Annotated in this window: 18 protein-coding genes and 1 pseudogene; all 19 read left to right on the forward strand. The window is 73.1% G+C overall.

The genetic code is table 11. From position 1 onward, the window contains the following. Nucleotides 1–9: 9 nt before the first annotated feature. The 19 genes and pseudogenes from fliG to VMS22_17790 all read left to right on the forward strand — a co-directional run bounded on the left by fliG (nt 10) and on the right by VMS22_17790 (nt 15,953). Complete coding sequence (gene fliG / locus VMS22_17700; GenBank protein HXJ35870.1) at nt 10–1,062, forward strand: flagellar motor switch protein FliG; 1,053 nt, start codon at nt 10–12, stop codon at nt 1,060–1,062. Continuing rightward, on the forward strand, nt 1,049–1,663 hold the full coding sequence (locus VMS22_17705; GenBank protein ID HXJ35871.1) for a FliH/SctL family protein: 615 nt from the start codon (nt 1,049–1,051) through the stop codon (nt 1,661–1,663). The genes fliG and VMS22_17705 overlap by 14 nt, the downstream gene beginning before the upstream one ends. Before the next feature lie 7 nt (nt 1,664–1,670). Beyond that, on the forward strand, nt 1,671–2,987 hold the full coding sequence (locus tag VMS22_17710; protein ID HXJ35872.1) for a FliI/YscN family ATPase: 1,317 nt from the start codon (nt 1,671–1,673) through the stop codon (nt 2,985–2,987). A 3-nt stretch (nt 2,988–2,990) separates the two neighbouring features. After that, nucleotides 2,991–3,419 carry a hypothetical protein gene (locus tag VMS22_17715; protein ID HXJ35873.1) on the forward strand — a complete coding sequence of 143 codons (429 nt, stop codon included), beginning with the start codon at nt 2,991–2,993 and terminating at the stop codon, nt 3,417–3,419. Beyond that, a complete protein-coding gene (locus VMS22_17720; protein HXJ35874.1) occupies nt 3,416–4,012 on the forward strand; it encodes a hypothetical protein in 597 nt (198 codons plus the stop codon). The genes VMS22_17715 and VMS22_17720 overlap by 4 nt, the downstream gene beginning before the upstream one ends. 173 nt (nt 4,013–4,185) lie before the next feature. After that, a complete protein-coding gene (locus tag VMS22_17725) occupies nt 4,186–4,413 on the forward strand; it encodes a hypothetical protein (protein ID HXJ35875.1) in 228 nt (75 codons plus the stop codon). Nucleotides 4,414–4,520: 107 nt separating this feature from the next. Beyond that, complete coding sequence (locus VMS22_17730; GenBank protein HXJ35876.1) at nt 4,521–6,116, forward strand: flagellar hook-length control protein FliK; 1,596 nt, start codon at nt 4,521–4,523, stop codon at nt 6,114–6,116. Further along, complete coding sequence (locus tag VMS22_17735) at nt 6,113–6,808, forward strand: flagellar hook capping FlgD N-terminal domain-containing protein (GenBank protein ID HXJ35877.1); 696 nt, start codon at nt 6,113–6,115, stop codon at nt 6,806–6,808. The genes VMS22_17730 and VMS22_17735 overlap by 4 nt, the downstream gene beginning before the upstream one ends. A gap of 28 nt (nt 6,809–6,836) precedes the next feature. Further along, complete coding sequence (locus tag VMS22_17740; GenBank protein ID HXJ35878.1) at nt 6,837–8,093, forward strand: flagellar hook protein FlgE; 1,257 nt, start codon at nt 6,837–6,839, stop codon at nt 8,091–8,093. A 157-nt stretch (nt 8,094–8,250) separates the two neighbouring features. Then, nucleotides 8,251–8,757 carry a flagellar basal body-associated FliL family protein gene (locus VMS22_17745; GenBank protein ID HXJ35879.1) on the forward strand — a complete coding sequence of 169 codons (507 nt, stop codon included), beginning with the start codon at nt 8,251–8,253 and terminating at the stop codon, nt 8,755–8,757. 10 nt (nt 8,758–8,767) lie between these two features. Continuing rightward, nucleotides 8,768–9,739, forward strand: coding sequence for a FliM/FliN family flagellar motor switch protein (locus VMS22_17750; GenBank protein ID HXJ35880.1), 972 nt, complete (start codon nt 8,768–8,770; stop codon nt 9,737–9,739). 52 nt (nt 9,740–9,791) lie between these two features. After that, nucleotides 9,792–10,061: pseudogene (gene fliN, locus VMS22_17755) on the forward strand (flagellar motor switch protein FliN). Further along, nucleotides 10,058–10,315 carry a flagellar biosynthetic protein FliO gene (locus tag VMS22_17760; protein ID HXJ35881.1) on the forward strand — a complete coding sequence of 86 codons (258 nt, stop codon included), beginning with the start codon at nt 10,058–10,060 and terminating at the stop codon, nt 10,313–10,315. Before fliN ends, VMS22_17760 begins: the two are co-directional and overlap by 4 nt. Further along, nucleotides 10,315–10,974, forward strand: a complete 660-nt coding sequence (gene fliP / locus VMS22_17765) for a flagellar type III secretion system pore protein FliP (protein ID HXJ35882.1) — start codon at nt 10,315–10,317, stop codon at nt 10,972–10,974. The genes VMS22_17760 and fliP overlap by 1 nt, the downstream gene beginning before the upstream one ends. Nucleotides 10,975–10,986: 12 nt before the next feature. After that, nucleotides 10,987–11,256, forward strand: coding sequence for a flagellar biosynthesis protein FliQ (gene fliQ / locus VMS22_17770; GenBank protein ID HXJ35883.1), 270 nt, complete (start codon nt 10,987–10,989; stop codon nt 11,254–11,256). A gap of 9 nt (nt 11,257–11,265) precedes the next feature. Further along, nucleotides 11,266–12,042 carry a flagellar biosynthetic protein FliR gene (gene fliR, locus VMS22_17775; protein ID HXJ35884.1) on the forward strand — a complete coding sequence of 259 codons (777 nt, stop codon included), beginning with the start codon at nt 11,266–11,268 and terminating at the stop codon, nt 12,040–12,042. Beyond that, nucleotides 12,035–13,108: an EscU/YscU/HrcU family type III secretion system export apparatus switch protein gene (locus VMS22_17780; GenBank protein HXJ35885.1), complete on the forward strand. Its 1,074-nt coding sequence runs from the start codon at nt 12,035–12,037 to the stop codon at nt 13,106–13,108. The genes fliR and VMS22_17780 overlap by 8 nt, the downstream gene beginning before the upstream one ends. 3 nt (nt 13,109–13,111) lie before the next feature. Then, nucleotides 13,112–15,220, forward strand: a complete 2,109-nt coding sequence (flhA, locus tag VMS22_17785) for a flagellar biosynthesis protein FlhA (GenBank protein ID HXJ35886.1) — start codon at nt 13,112–13,114, stop codon at nt 15,218–15,220. Beyond that, complete coding sequence (locus tag VMS22_17790) at nt 15,210–15,953, forward strand: hypothetical protein (protein HXJ35887.1); 744 nt, start codon at nt 15,210–15,212, stop codon at nt 15,951–15,953. Before flhA ends, VMS22_17790 begins: the two co-directional genes overlap by 11 nt. Nucleotides 15,954–15,958: the final 5 nt, after the last annotated feature.

Consider the following 15,958-nt stretch of genomic DNA (forward strand, 5'->3'; position numbering starts at 1 on the left):
CGTTCGTCCATGGCCGAGCCCGTGACACCGCGCCCGCTGCCGCCGCCGTCGCACAGCGGCCTCGAGAAGGCGGCGATCCTCCTGCTGACGCTCGGCTCGGACGCCGCGACGGGCATCTTCAAGCACCTCTCCGAAAGCGAAGTGCGGCAGCTCTCGCAGGCGATGGCGCGCGTGCGGACGATCCCGCGCCTGCACGCCGCGCAGGTGCACGAGGAAGCGTGGCGCTGGCTCTCGTCGCGCGAAGGCTATCTCGTCGACGGCGAGGACTTCGTGCGGCGCCTGATCGCGACCGTCGCCGCCTCGCGCGTCGGACACGAGCAGCAGGCGATGCGCCAGCTCGCGCGCAGCGCCGAGCCGTCGGCGCCCTCGATCGCGTCGCGCCTCGAGGGCGTTCCCGCCGAGGTGATCGCCAAGGTGCTGCTCGAGGAGCATCCGCAGGTGATGGCGCTCGTGGTGGCGAACCTGGGAGCGCCGCAGGCGGCCGAGGTGGTCACGCGCCTGCCCGACGCGATCCAGGCCGACGTGCTCTACCGCATCGCCGAGCTGAAGGCCGTGCCCGAAGAGGTGCTGACCGACGTCGGCACGGCGATCGCCGGGCAGGTCGAGCGCCTCGGGGCCGCGGCCCAGCCGGGCGTGTCGACCGGCGGCGCGAAGCTCGCGGCCGACATCATGAACCTGGTCGGGCGGCCGGTCGAGGAACGCATCCTCGGCAGCCTCGACGAGCAGGCGCCCGACGTGGCCGAGACGATCCGCAGCCTGATGCTCACGTTCGAGGATCTGCACCGCCTGGACAACCGCGGCATGCAGACGCTCCTGAAGGAGATCGGTCGCGACGACCTGCTGCTGGCGATGAAGACCGCGAGCCCGGCGATGCAGGAGAGGATCCTCTCCAACATGTCGGCGCGAGCGCGCGAGATCATGCTCGAGGACCACGCGACCATGGGCCCCGTGCGCTTGAAGGACGTGGAGCGGGCGCAGGCGAGCATCGTGCTCGCCGCGCGGCGGCTCGCCGAGGAGCAGAAGCTCCGACTCGGCGTTTCCGGGGACGATGCCCTCGTGTGACGACGGCGCCGCGGGCTTCGTTCCGCTCGGCGGTACGCACGCGGCGGAGCCGTTCCGCCCGCTCGGCACGCCCGGCGATCCGCAGGCCGGCGCCGAGGCGGAGGTCGCCGCGCCCGCGCCCGATCCGGTCGCCGACGCGTTCGAGGCGGGACGCGCGCAGGGACGCGCCGAGGCGGAGGCGGAGCGGGTGACGCTCGCGCGCGACGTCGAGGCCGCCGTCGGCGCGATTCGGGCGTGGCGCGACGAGCTGCGCACGCGCTACACGCAGACGCTGGTCGAGCTCGCGATGGCCGCGGCGCGCAAGGTCGTGGGCGACGAGATCGAGGCGCGCCCGGAGCGCTGGAGCGCGATCGTCGCCGCGGGCGTTCGCGACTTGGTCGATCGCGAGCAGGTGACCGTGCGCGTGGCGCCGCGTCTGGCGGCGCTGCTGCGCGCGCAGGCGCCCGCGCTCCTCGCGGGCGACGGCGCCGGTGAGGTCGTGATCGTGGAGGACGCGACGCTCGCCGACGGCGCGTGCCGCGTCGAGGGCCGCACCGGCGACGTCGAGTGCGGCATCGACGTGCAGCTCGCGACCATTGCCGACGCGCTCGGTACGCGCTGAGGATCGCATGGCGAGCACGCTCGATCTCGATTTCGCCCCCGCCTTCGATGCCCTCGCGGACACCGAGCCGCGGCGTCCGGGCGGGCGCGTGACCGACGTCGTCGGCCTCGTCGTCGAGGCGACCGGACCGGCGGCGCCCGTGGGCGCCCTGTGCGAGATCACGACCGCGGGCGCATCGATTGCGGCCGAGGTGGTCGGCTTCCGCGATCGCCGCGCGCTCTTGATGCCGCTCGGACCGCTCGCCGGCGTGGGACCGGGGAACCGCGTGCGCCTGGCGCGCACCCAGCCGACGGTGGCGGTGGGGGAGGGGCTCCTCGGGCGCGTCCTCGACGGGCTCGGCGCGCCGCTCGACGGTCGTGGCCCGGTCGCGCCGGCGGTGCGCTACCCACTCTACGGCGTGCCCATGAATCCGCTCGAGCGCGAGCCCATCACGGAGCCGCTCGACCTCGGCGTGCGCGCGGTGAACGCGCTCCTCACCTGCGGGCGTGGCCAGCGGCTCGGGATCTTCGCCGGCTCGGGGGTCGGCAAGAGCGCGCTGCTCGGCATGATGGCGCGCTACACGCGCGCCCAGGTGAACGTGATCGCGATGGTCGGCGAGCGCGGGCGCGAGGTGCGCCACTTCCTCGAGCGCGACCTCGGGCCCGACGGGCTCGCGCGCTCGGTCGTGGTCGCCGCGACGTCCGACCAGCCGGCGCTCGTCCGCATGCGCGGCGCGTTTCTCGCGACCACCATCGCGGAGTACTTCCGCGACCAGGGCCTCGACGTGCTCCTGCTCATGGATTCGCTCACGCGCGTCGCGATGGCGCAGCGCGAGATCGGCCTCTCGATCGGCGAGCCGCCCTCGGCGCGCGGCTACACGCCGTCGGTGTTCACGGTCATGCCGCGGCTGCTCGAGCGGGCCGGGCGGAGCCGGAAGGGCAGCATCACGGGGCTCTACACCGTGCTCGTCGAGGGCGACGACATGAACGAGCCCGTCGCCGACACCGCGCGCGCGATCCTGGACGGCCACGTCGTCCTCTCGCGACGACTCGCGGCCGACGGCCTGTTTCCGGCGATCGACGTGCTGGCCAGCATCTCGCGCGTCATGTTGGACGTGACCGACACCCTCCAGCAGACGGCGGCGCAGCGCGTGCGGAGCTGGCTGGCGACCTACCGCGACGCGGAGGACCTGATCCAGATCGGCGCCTACACCCGCGGCGCGAGCCCCGTGATCGACGACGCCGTGGCGCGCATCCCGGCCGTGACCCAGTTCATGCGCCAGCCGCTCGACGAGCCCGCGTCGCTGAGCGACTCGGCGGCTGCCCTGGCGGCGCTGGCGAGGTAGACGATGATCGCACACCGGCGTCTCGAGCGGTTGCATCGACTGCGTACCCGTCTGCGCGAGCAGGCGAGCCAGGAGCTCGCGCAGCGCGCCGCGACGGTGGTGCGGATCGAGACGGAGATCGACTCCGCGCGCGAGGCCGAGGACGCGGCCCGCGCCGATGCCGGCGGCGTCGGGACCGGCGCCGCCGTCGCGCTCGGCTGGGCCTACGCCGACGCGCTGGCGCGGCGCGCCGAGCGGCTCGCGACCGAGCGCGCCCAGGCCGTGATCGCCGCCGACGCGGCGCGCGACGTCGTCCTGCGCCGTCGTCGCGACGAGGAGCAGCTCGCGCGGCTCGGCCGGCGGGTCGCTGCGCGGATCGACGAGGCGGCCCGGCGGGCGGATGCCGTGCACCTGGACGAGCTCGCGGTGCGGCAGCACGGGAGGGAGTCATGAGGACGATGCGGATCCTGGCGGTGGTCGTGGCGATGAGCGTTGCGGCCAAGCTCGTGGGCCTGGGCACGCTCCTGCAGCGCAGCGCCGTCGCCGCGGCGGAGGCGCCGCGTCCGCCTGCGACCGCCGAGCCGGAGGGCGGCCCGTGCGAGGAGGCCGCACGCGGGTTCCGCGATCTCCTCACGACCGTGCACGCGCAGGCCGACGACCTCGCCCGCCGCGAGGCGGACTTGAAGGCGCGCGAGGCGAGCCTCGGTGCGCTCAAGCGCGCCGCCGCCGCCGAGGTCGCGCGTCTCGAAGGCGTCGCGAAGACGCTCGGCATCACGGGCGGCCCAGGCACCGGCCTCGCCATCGCCAAGGTCTACGAGAGCATGCGCGCCGAGGACGCGGCGCCGATCCTGGATCGTCTCGACGACGCGACGCTACGGATGCTGCTCGGCCGCATTCGCGAGCGGCAGGTGGGTGCGCTGCTCGCCGCCATGAACCGCGATCGCGCCGTGGCGGTGACGAAGGCGCTCGCCGGCCCGACGCTCGCCGCGGTGCCGCCGTCGCCGCCGCCGGCGGACAAGCCGGCCGCGGAGTCCACGAGCCACTAGGAGGCCGAGCCAAGACTCCGTCTTGGCTCGGGGTAGGACGCGAGTGTGTCGCGTTCGTGGCACGCGCGACCGGCATGCCGCGGCCAGCCAAGCTGGCGCGGCAGACGAAATACGCGCGTTGCAGCGCGACGACGGCATACGGTCGATGGGAACGATGTCCTCGCGCGCAGCTGGTGGCGTGGGCGGGCTACCTCTACACGACCTACCAGCGCGATCTCGTCCGCGATCGCCCCACGGGCGTGCCGCGTCGCCCACGCGAGCAGATCATCGGCGAGGTCGAGCGCTCGATCGAGTTCTACCACCTGCAGGTGCGCGCCGGCGCCGCGCCCGCCGCCTCGCCGGCCGAGGACGACTTCAACGCCGTGCAGGAGTGGCGGAACAAGAACCGGCTCGGACGCTAGGCAGATTCTGACTACACCTGGGACGATCGTGCCTGGCCGCACACGCCGCGCTCGCGGCCTGCGTCACCGAATCGGTGGCACCCCGCTTGCTGCCCGACGTCGCACGGATGAACGTCGTCCCGGCATCGCTCGGCGCGATCGGCGCGATCGGCGTGGACGCCGCCGCGCCCCCCGGCGTGGCCGGACCCGGCTTCGACTTCACGAGCCTGCTGGTCGCGCTGCTCGGCCGGCCGGCCGAGGTCGTGGCGCCGCCCGTCGCGGCGGACGGCGACGTCGCGGCTCCCGAGGAGATGACGAGCGGGGAGGGCGAAGCGCCGGAGGTCGCGCGCCCGGCCGAGGAAGACGGCCAGCCGATCGCTGCGACGATGCTCGCGGCCGCGGCCGCGGCCGCCACGCCGGTCGTCGCCGTTCCGATCGCGACGGCTCCCGCCGTCGAATCGGCCGATCTGCCTCGACCGCAGTCGCCCTCGCTCCTTCCGGCGGCCGTTCCCGGCGAGGACGCGAAGCGTCCGGCCGCCCCCGTGCGATCGACGGACGAGGTGCCGCCGGCGCCGGCGAACGTCGCGACGCTCGCGCCTCGGCCGCCGGACGTCGACGCGATTCTCGGTGCGACCGCGACGCCGACCGCCACGCCGCCGGCGAAGCCCGTCGTCGATGCAGTCCCCGCACCGGTCGACGATGCTCCGGTCGTCGTGCCGAGCGGATCCGCTCCCGATGCGCCCGAGCCGGCCGTCGTTCCGTCGAGCCCGGTCCTCGCGCAGGCGATACCCGCTGCCGCCGCTACGCCGGGCACGGTCGTCGGCACGGCGCCCGTGAGCGCGCCTGCGACGGAAGCGGCGCCGATCGCGGCAAAAGCGCCGATCGCGATCGCATCCGCGACGCGCATCCCGTCGTCGGACTCCGAAGAGAAGCCCGCCTCTGGCCCGGCGGCGGCGAGGGCGCCGGCGAAGCCGTTGGCGCACGAGAGCACAGCGGCTGCGTCTGCGGTCGTGGAGACGCCGGCGGCGCAGGGCGCCGTCGATCGCGGCCGCCGCGAGCCGCAGGAGCAGGTCGCTCGCGAGGCCAAGGCGCCCGCGGCGAGCCCGGCGAACCCTTCGAGCCCGGCATCCGGGCACGAGATGGCGCCGCGGCGTGTGGAGCGCGCCGAGGCGAGGGCGGACGTCGACGCCCCGGCCCTGGAGCGTCCAACGCCTCAGCACACCGAGCCGGCCGTGACGGCGGCGCCCGCGGCGCCTCGCCCCGAGCACGCTCCGGCGCCACCCGCTCGGGATGCCGCGCCCGCTCCGTCGGTCGACGTCGATCGCCTGCTCGCCGCGCACGAGGCCCGGCCGGCACGCATGCACGACGACGGCGCGATGCGCCTGCAGGTCGAGCACGAGAAGCTCGGGCCGATCGACGTGCGGGTCGCGGTGCGCGACCACGGCGTCCACGCGGACCTGCTCGCCAGCCACGGCGACGCGCGCGAGGCGCTGGTCACGAATCGGCCCTCGCTCGAAGCGGCGCTCGGCCGCGCGAACCTCCGCCTCGAAGGCTTCACCGTCGGCCTCGGACAGCATCACGACCCGCAGCACGCGCCCGGACGCGAGCCGCAGCCGGCGCTGCCGGCCGCTCCCGCCTCCGAGCGCCTTTCACCGCCGTCGATCGCGACGGCCGAACCCGCCCCGGTGGTGACCACCGCCGGGCGCCTGAGCCTACGCGCATGATCGACCCGGTGACCTTGAACGCCCTGAACGGGACCTCTGGCACGTCGTCGCCCACGTCGCCGATGTCGGCGGCGAACGACCAGATCAGCCAGCAGCAGTTCCTGACGCTGTTCATCGCACAGCTCCAGCATCAGGATCCGCTCTCGCCGATGGAGCCCGAGCAGCTGACGGCGCAGCTGGCGCAGCTCTCGAGCCTGGAGCAGCTCCACGGCATCAACGACCGCCTCGACACGCTGGCGGCGACGAGCAAGCAGACGACGGCGACGACCGCGCTCGGCCTGCTCGGCCGCACGGTCGACGTCGATGCCTCGACGCTCGCCGTGAAGAGCGGCGCGGCCTCACCGATCGCGTTCACGCTCGGACAGGGCGTGGCGGACGTCACGGTGAAGATCACGAACGGGTCGGGCCAGACGCTGCGCACGGTGAGCCTCGGCCCGACCAGCGCCGGCGAGCACGAGTTCACGTTCGACGGCAAGACGGACGCCGGCGCGGGCGTGGCCGACGGAACGTACACGGTGAGCGTCAGCTCGCAGGCGACGGCCGGCGCGACGCCGGTCGCGGTGCCCGCCCTCATGCGGGGCCGGGTCGAGGGCGTGGACCTCTCGAGCGACCCGCCCACGCTCACGGTGAATGGACAGACGGTGACGTTCGACCGGGTGCGCTCGGTGCGCGACTCCGGCGACGACGCCTAGCACGAACAAACGGAACGAGGGAGGAAGCATGAGCATCTTCGGATCATTCTCGACCGCCCGCAGCGGGCTCACGGCCCAGTCGGCCGCGCTCTCGGTGATCGGCAACAACATCGCCAACGTGAGCACGGTCGGCTTCAAGGGGAGCCGCACCGAGTTCGCGGATCTGCTGTCGGCGGAGCAGGGCGGCCAGGTTGGCAAGATCGGCCTCGGCACGCGCGTCGGCGCCATCCGCACGCTCTTCGGCCAGGGCTCGATCGAGGCGACCGGCCGCGGGCTCGACATCGCCATCGAGGGCGAGGGCTTCTTCGTGCTGCGGCAGGATCAGGGCCTCGCCTACACGCGCGCGGGCAACTTCCAGCTCCAGGCCGACGGCACGGTGACGAACCTGATCGGCGACGCGCTCCAGGGAACGCCCGTCGACGCCACCGGCAATCCGGTCGGCCAGCGCGGCGACATCATCCTCAGCGGCGCCCTCACGTCGAATCCGAATCCGACCACGACGCTCAGCCTCGGCGGCAACCTCGACGCCAACGCAGCGACCGGGACGTTCGACGGCACGTCGTTCACGACCGCGTACGCGACGAGCACCTTCCAGGCCTCGGTGCAGGTGTTCGACGCGCTCGGCGCCTCGCACAACGTGACGGGCTTCTTCACCAAGACCGGACCGACGACCTGGAGCGTCAACCTCGCGGTCGACGGCGCCGACGTGCAGGGCGGCACGGCCGGCCAGATCACGAGCGTCGGCAGCGGCACGATCACCTTCGACCCGACCAACGGCACCGTCTCCGGCGGCGCGACCCAGACCGCGACCTTCGCGGCGTGGACGTCGGGCGCGGCCGGCTCGTCCGTCACCGTCGACCTCTCGCAGTTCACGCAGCACGCGGCGCCGTCGGCGCTCGCGACCATCACGCAGGACGGCTACGGCAAGGGCGGCCTTCTCGGCCTCACCGTCGACGGCAAGGGCATCCTCACCGGCACCTTCGACAACGGGCAGACGCGTGCGCTCTACCAGCTCGCGATCGGCTCCTTCGAGAACCCCGAGGGTCTCACGCCGACCGGCAACCAGATCTATCGCGAGTCGATCAGCTCGGGACCGGTCGTGCTCGGCGTCGCCGAGGCGGCGGGCAACGGCTCCATCGTCGGCGGCGCGCTCGAGAACTCGAACGTCGACCTGGCGCAGCAGTTCATCGACCTCATCAGCACGCAGCGCGCCTTCCAGGCGAACGCCAAGGTCATCACCACCAGCGACCAAGCGCTCACCGATCTGCTCAACGTCGTACGGTAAAGTCACGAATCCCCTCCGCCCGGCGGGGCGGATGACAGAACCTTGACCCGGGGCCCGGCGATTTTCGCCGGGCCCTGCAGGATCTTCCTGCTGGCACTCCCGTTGCTCCAGCGTCAGGCCCGACGTGTCGGGCGTCGCAGGGGGTTGGGGAGGAGCCATGGCGGACGAGGACAAGGCGCAGGACACGGCGCCGGCGAAGCAGCGGGGCGGCATCATGCACGCCATCGCGCTCGGCTGCGCGCTCGCGCTCGCCCTGGGCGGGATCGGCGCCGCCGCCTGGCGGCTCGGCCTCGCCAACGTCGGGCAGCGCGCCGACGCGGCGATCGACCCGGCACGCGGCGGAGCCCGCCGGATGGCCGGTGACGGCGCGCTCGAGCCGATGGACCCGTTCATCGCGAACCTCTCCGACGACGACGGGCACCGCTACCTGAAGGCCACGATCCAGGTCGAGTTCTACGACAGCATCGTGCCGCCCGAGTTCCACGGCCGGCTGCCGCAGGCGCGCGACATGCTGCTGACGCTCTTCTCGAGCAAGAACTTCGCGGAGGTGCGCACGCCGCAGGGCAAGGCGGTCCTGCGCGAGGAGATCGTGAACCGTCTCAACACCGTCCTCAACCAGGACGCCGTGAAGGCCGTCTACTTCACCGAATTCATCGTCCAGTAGGCCGCTGCGCATGAGCGACATCCTGACGCCGGCCGAGGTCGAAGCGCTGCTCGCCGCGTTCTCGAGCGAGGGTCCGGGCGAGCGCCACGAGCCGATCGGCAGCGTGCGCACGATCGACCTCATGAGCTCGGAGCGCCCCCTCGCGGGACGCCTGCCGGGACTCGAGCTCGTGCTCGGCCGGTTCGCGCGCGGCGTGCGCGGCGCGCTCGCCACCTTCTTCGGCGACGTCCCCGGCGTGACCGTGACGGCGACCGATCTCGTGCGCTTCGAGCGCGTCCTCGGGAAGCTCGAGCAGCCGGTCGGGCTCGTCCGCTTTCGCCTGACGCCGCTGCGCGGGCACGGCCTGCTCGCGGTGCCGGCGTCGCTCGTGGGCGCGCTCCTGCAGGTGGCGTGCGGCGGGACCGCGGGCCGGGCGGTCGCCATGCCGGTGCGCGAGTTCTCGGCGATCGAGCAGCGCCTGATCGAGCGGCTCGCGCAGCGCGTGCTGGCCGAGCTGCACGCGGCGTTCGAGCCGGTCGCGTCGGTCGAGTGCGGCTACGTGCGGATCGAATCGAGCCCCCTCTTCGCGACCATCGCCGCGCCCGACGAGCTCGTGGTGCAGGTCGAGCTGGCGGTCGCGGTCGACGGCCTCGCGCCGGCGACGCTCGTCGTGGCGCTCCCGAATGCGTCGCTCGACGCCATCCGCGCGAGCCTCCAGACGGTGCGCGCGGTCGACGACGGCGCGAGCCCGGCGCCGGACGCGTCCTGGGCGGCGCGGCTGCGCGACCGGCTCGCGGACGTGCCGGTCGACGTCACGGTCGACCTCGGCACGCAGCGCATGGCCCTCTCACGGCTCGTCTCGCTCGCCGTCGGCGACGTGTTGTCGCTCACGACGGGGCGCGACGGACCGGTCGTGATGCGGGTCGCGGGCGCGCCGCACTTCGTGGGCGCGCCGGGGGTCGTGAACGGGAACAACGCCGTGCGCGTGACGGCGCGGATCTAGCGAAGGCGAGGAGACGACGATGACCGAAGAGACGGCGACGGTGAGCGCGAGCGAGCAGACGACGCGCAACTTCGACCTCCTGCTCGACATCCCGCTCGAGGTGACGGTCGAGCTGGGCCGCACGCGGCTGCCGCTGCGCGAGCTGCTGGCGCTGACGGCGGGATCGGTGGTCGAGCTCGCGAAGCTCGCGGGCGAGCCGCTCGACGTGCTCGTCAACGGCAAGCTCGTGGCGCGCGGCGAGGCCGTCATGGTGAACGACAAGTTCGGTCTCCGCCTGACGGACATCGTGTCGCGGACCGAGCGGATCGCGGGGCTCGGATGACGAGCGCTCTCGTCACGGTCTTCGGGACCGTGTGCGCGCTCGTCGGGGTGTGGGGGCTGTGGATGCGGCGCGCGGGCGCGCCCGGCGCCGACGCCATCCGCGTCGTCACGAACCGCTACCTCGGCGGCAAGCGATTCCTCACGCTGGTCGAGGTCGACGGCGAGCGGCTCCTGCTCGGAGTCGCGGGCGAGCAGGTCTCGCTGGTCGCGCGCCTCGGGCACGCCGAGCCCGCACCGGAGCAACCGGGGGCCTGATGCCCGCCGTGTCCCTCCAGATCGGGGGCGAACAGGTCGCGGGGCCGCTGCAGGTCGTCGCGCTGCTGACGCTGCTCTCGCTCGCGCCGGCGATCCTGGTGACGGTCACCGGCTTCGTGCGGATCGTGATCGTGCTCTCGTTCCTGCGCCAGGCGGTGGGGACGCAGGGCATGCCGCCGAACCAGGTGATCGTGTCGCTGGCCCTGTTCGTCACGGGCTTCGTCATGATGCCCGTCTTCGAGACGATCCACACCGACGCCTACGTGCCGTACCAGCGCGAGGAGATCGACGCGGCCGAGGCCGCGCGGCGCGCGTACGAGCCGCTGCGGCAGTTCATGCTGCGGCAGACCCGCGAGAAGGACCTCGCGCTGTTCGTCGAGGCGACGGGCGCCGCGCGTCCGGCTGCGCCCGAGGACGTGGCGCCGCAGGCGCTCGTGCCGGCGTTCCTCATCTCGGAGCTGAAGACCGCCTTCGAGATGGGCTTCCTCGTCTACGTGCCGTTCCTCGTGCTCGACATGGTGGTGGCGTCGGTCCTGACCTCGATGGGCATGATGATGCTGCCGCCCGTCCTGATCTCGCTGCCCTTCAAGCTGATGCTCTTCGTGCTCGTGGACGGCTGGAACGTGCTCGTGGGCTCGCTCGTGCAGAGCTTCCACTGAGGCGGAGGACCGATGGGGATCGAGACGGTGATGGGAGTCGGCCGCGGCGCGCTCGAGCTGACGCTCGTGCTGGCGGGCCCCGTGCTGCTGTTCGGTCTCCTGGCCGGGCTCGCGGTCAGCATCTTCCAGGCGATGACGCAGATCAACGAGATCACGCTCACGTTCATTCCGAAGATCGCCGCGAGCGTGCTGGCCCTGCTCATCTTCGGGCCGTGGATGCTCACGCGGCTCGTCAACTACACGACCGTCCTCTTCCAGAGCCTTCCCAACTACGTGCGCTGACGTCCCCGTATGGCCATTCCGGATCCCGTCCCGTTCCTGCTGGTCGTGGCGCGCCTATCGGGGCTCGTCCTGGCGGCACCGATCTTCGGGCACCTGCTCGTGCCGATGCGGGTGCGAGCGGGATTCGTCGGCGTCCTCGCGCTGGCGCTGGCACCGGCCGTCGGCGGACCGGGCGTCGAGGCGTCCGTGCCGTGGGGGCTCGCCGGGCTCGTCGCCATGGAGGCAGCGATCGGCGTGCTGATCGGCTTCGTGGCCCAGCTCGTGTTCGCCGGCGTCCAGCTCGGCGGGCAGGTGGCGGGCCTGCAGGTCGGGTTCGGCATCGCGAGCCTCATCGATCCGGGCTCCCAGGCGTCGACCACGGTCGTCGCGCAGTGGCAGCAGCTCGCGGCGCTGCTCGTGTTCCTCGTGCTCGACGTGCACCACGTCGTGTTGCGTGCGCTGATCGAGAGCTTCCGGGTGGCTCCGGTTGGACACGTCGTCGTCTCGGGCGCCCTTCTCGAAGGCATGATCGCGCAGGCGGCGAGCCTCTTCGCCGTCGGCGTGCGGATCGCGGCCCCGGTGCTGGTGACGCTGCTGCTCGTGAACGGCACGCTCGGCGTCCTCGCACGCACCATCCCGCAGCTGAACGTCTTCGCGGTCGGCTTTCCCGTGAACGTCGGCGTCGGGCTCCTCGTGCTCGGCGCGTCGCTGCCGCTCACGGTGCGGTTCCTCGCCGGTCGCTTCGACGATCTGGCCGGCGTCCTCGCGACGCTCGTCCAGGGACTGGGGGCGCTGGCCCATGGCTGAAGGCGCCGATCGCACGGAGAAAGCGACACCGAAACGACGCGAGGAGGCGCGCAAGCACGGGCAGGTCGTCGTCTCCTCCGAGATCGCGCCCGTGGCGGCGCTCTTCGCCGCGCTGGGTGTCGCGACCTGGGGCGCCCCGGTCCTGCTCCGCCACGCGCGCACGATGCTGGCGAACTGGCTCGCGGCCGTGGGACCGGCCGCCGCGCACGACGATCCGGTCGGACCGCTCCTGTGGCGCGCGACCGGCGAGCTCGCCGGCGTTCTGGGTCCGTTCTTCCTCGCCGTCTCGGTGGTCGGCATCGGCGCCGTCATCGCGCAGGTGGGATGGCACGTGAATCCCGAGCTGGTCGCGCCCGATCCCAAGCGGATCGGATTCGAGAGCGGGCGCAAGCGCATCTTCTCCCTGCAGGGCGTGGCGAGCCTCGTGAAGGCGATCGTGAAGATCGTCCTCGTGCTCGCGATCGCGCACCGCGTGGTCGTGACCTTCAGCGACGGCGCGCTCAGCGCGGCGCTCATGCCCGTCGAAGCGATCATGGGGCTTGCCGGGACCGGCCTCCAGCGCCTGGGCCTCGTCATGGCCGCCGTGCTGGCGGTCGTCGGCGCCGCCGACTACGCCTGGGCGCGCTGGCGGCACGAGCAGACGCTCAAGATGAGCCGCTACGAGCTCCGCGAGGAGCTGAAGCAGAGCGAGGGCGATCCGCAGGTGCGGCTGCGTTTCCGCCGGGCACATCGAGAGATCGCCAAGCGCCGCATGCTGGCCGAGGTGGCGCGCGCCGACGTCGTGTTGGTGAACCCGGTCCACGTGGCGGTGGCGGTGCGCTACCGGCCGGACGAGATGCGGGCGCCGCGAGTGGTCGCCAAGGGCGCCGACGAGCTGTGCGAGAAGATCAAGGCGGCCGCGCGGGCGGCGGGCGTGCCGATCGTCGAGCGCCGCGCGCTCGCGCGCGCGCTCTTCCGCACGGTCCAGATCGGCGCCGAGATCCCGCCGACGCTCTACCGCGCCGTGGCCGAGATCCTCGCCTACATCTACTCGCTGCGCGGCGGGGTTCCCGGGGAGGTCCGGTAGGCCATGGCCACGACCGCCGCCACGTTGCCGGCCCCGAAGGGACGGAGCGTCGCCTTGGGCGAGCTCGTGGTCCCGCTCGCGCTCGTCTCCGTCGTCCTCATCATGGTCATCCCGCTACCGGCGGTGCTGCTGGACCTCCTGCTCGCCGTCTCGATCTCGATCGCGCTCATCATCCTCATGGTCGGGATGTACACGCAGCAGCCGCTCGAGTTCTCGACCTTCCCGTCGGTGCTGCTGGTCGTGACGCTCTTCCGGCTCGCGCTCAACGTCGCCTCGACCCGCATGATCCTGCTCTACGGTCACGAGGGACCCGCCGCGGCCGGGCACGTGATCCAGGCCTTCGGGAACTTCGTCGTCGGCGGCTCCTACGCGGTCGGGATCGTCGTCTTCCTGATCCTCGTCATCATCAACTTCGCCGTCATCACCAAGGGCGCGGGACGCATCGCCGAGGTGGCGGCGCGCTTCACGTTGGACGCGATGCCCGGCAAGCAGCTCGCGATCGACGCCGACCTCAACAGCGGCCTCATCACCGAGAAGGACGCCCGCGCGCGGCGCCGGACGATCGAGGCCGAGGCCGACTTCTACGGCGCGATGGACGGCGCCTCGAAGTTCGTCCGCGGCGACGCGATCGCGGGGCTCGTCATCACCGCGATCAACATCGTGGGCGGCTTCGTGATCGGCGTCGGCCAGCACGGCGTCGACTGGCAGACGGCGGCGCAGAGCTACACGGTGCTGACGATCGGCGACGGGCTCGTCTCGCAGCTCCCGGCGCTCCTCATCTCGACGGCGGCCGGCATCATCGTGACCCGTGCTGCCTCGGGGTCGGACCTCGGGACCGAGGTCGCCGGGCAGCTCCTGACGAGCCCGCGCGTCCTGTGGCTCGTGACCGGCATTCTCGGCTTCCTGTCGCTCGTCCCGGGCCTGCCGTTCCTGCCGTTCGTCGCGCTCGCCGGCACCACCGGCGCGCTCGCGGCGGCGGGCGGGGTCGCGCCGTCCGCGCCGGCCGAGCCCGAGGGCGCGCGCGGCGGCGCCGCCACGTCGGCCGAGGATCGCCCGGAGGCGCTCCTCGCGCTCGACCTCATGGAGCTCGAGGTCGGCTTCGAGCTCGTGCCGCTCGTCGACGCCGTCACCGGGCACGTGCCGGACGGCGGCGGCGATCTCATCGAGCGCATCCGCACGACGCGCCGTCAGCTCGCGCTCGAGATGGGGTTCATCGTTCCGCCCATCCACATCCGCGACAACCTGCAGCTGAAGCCGTCGGCGTACAGCATCCTGGTGAAGGGGATCGAGGTCGCGCGCGGCGAGCTCCGCATGGGGAGCCTGCTCGCGATCAACCCGGGCACGGTCGAGACGCCGGTCACGGGCGTCGCGACGCGCGAGCCCGCCTTCGGGCTCGACGCGCTCTGGGTGGCATCGCAGGACCGCGAGCGGGCGCAGCTCGCCGGCTACACGGTCGTCGATCCCGGCACGGTCGTCATCACGCATCTGACGGAAGTGATCCGGCGCCACGCCTGGGAGCTGCTCGGACGGCAGGAGGTGCAGGGGCTCCTCGACCAGGTCGCGAAGACGCGCCCGAAGGTGGTCGAGGAGCTGGTCCCGCAGCTCCTCCCGGTCGGCGGCGTCCAGAAGGTGCTGCAGAACCTCCTGCGCGAGGGCGTGTCGATCCGGGACCTCGCGACGATCCTCGAAGCGGTCGCCGATCACGCGGGGCGCACGAAGGATCCGGACGCGCTCACGGAGTACGCGCGGCAGGCGCTGGGGCGCTCGATCACGCAGAAGCTGGTCGGCCCCGATGGCACGCTGGCCCTCGTCACGCTGGCGGCGCCGCTCGAGCGCGGGCTCGTCGACTCCATCCAGCGCACCGAGGACGGGGCTTCGCTGGTCGTCGACCCGTCGACCGCGCAGCGCCTGGTCGGACGCCTCGGCGCGTGGATGGAGCGCTTCGCGACCGACGGTCTGACGCCGATCCTGCTGTGCGGCGCGACGCTGCGGCCGTCGGTGCGCCGCTTCCTCGAGCGCTACCTGCCGACGCTCGTCGTGATGGCGCCGGCGGAGATCGCGCACACCGTGCGGGTGCGCTCGCTCGGCGTGGTGGCGCTCGATGACGCCTGAGCGCTTCCGCGCGGCGTCGACCGCCGCGGCACTGGCCCTCGTGAAGGCCGCCTGCGGTCCCGACGCGGTGCTCGTGGCGACGCGGACCCATGCCGACGGCACGGTCGAGATCGAGGCGGCGGCGCCGCCCGAGCCGCGGCGCGCGCTCGACGATCCGCGCGTCGAGCTGCTCGTCGGCCTTCCCGGCGACGGCAAGACGACCGTGCTCGGCAAGCTCGCGCTCGCGGCGCGGCGTGGGGGTGCGCGCATCGGCGTCGTCTCCACCGACACGCACCGGCTCGGCGCCGCGGCGGAGATCGACGCCATCGGCCGCGCGCTCGACGTGCCGGTCGCGCGCGTCGTGGACACGCGCGGGCTCGCCGCCGCGCTCGCGACCTTCGCGGACCTGGATCGCGTGGTGGTCGACACGACCGGGGCAGGACTCGCCCACGCGGCAACCCTTGCCGAGCTCGCGGCGTTGGCCGAGGTCGTGGGCGCGCAGAGCCGCCGCACCCTCGTCGTCGCGGCGACGACGGCGCCGGCGGTGGTCGCGGCCACGCTCGATGCGTTCGCCGTGCTCGCGCCGACGGCGAGCATCGTCACGAAGGCGGACCTCGCGCCGGCGGACGCGGTCGCGAGTCAGATCTCGGGACACGGAGTCGTCGTTACCGCCGTCTCGAGTGGCCGTCGGCTGACCGACTCGCTCGTGCCCACGGGGCGCGGTGGGCTGGCACGCCGCCTGCTCGCTGCGTGAGACGC

Source organism: Candidatus Eisenbacteria bacterium, from assembly GCA_035577985.1.
Classification (GTDB): domain Bacteria; phylum Desulfobacterota; class Binatia; order DP-6; family DP-6; genus DATJZY01.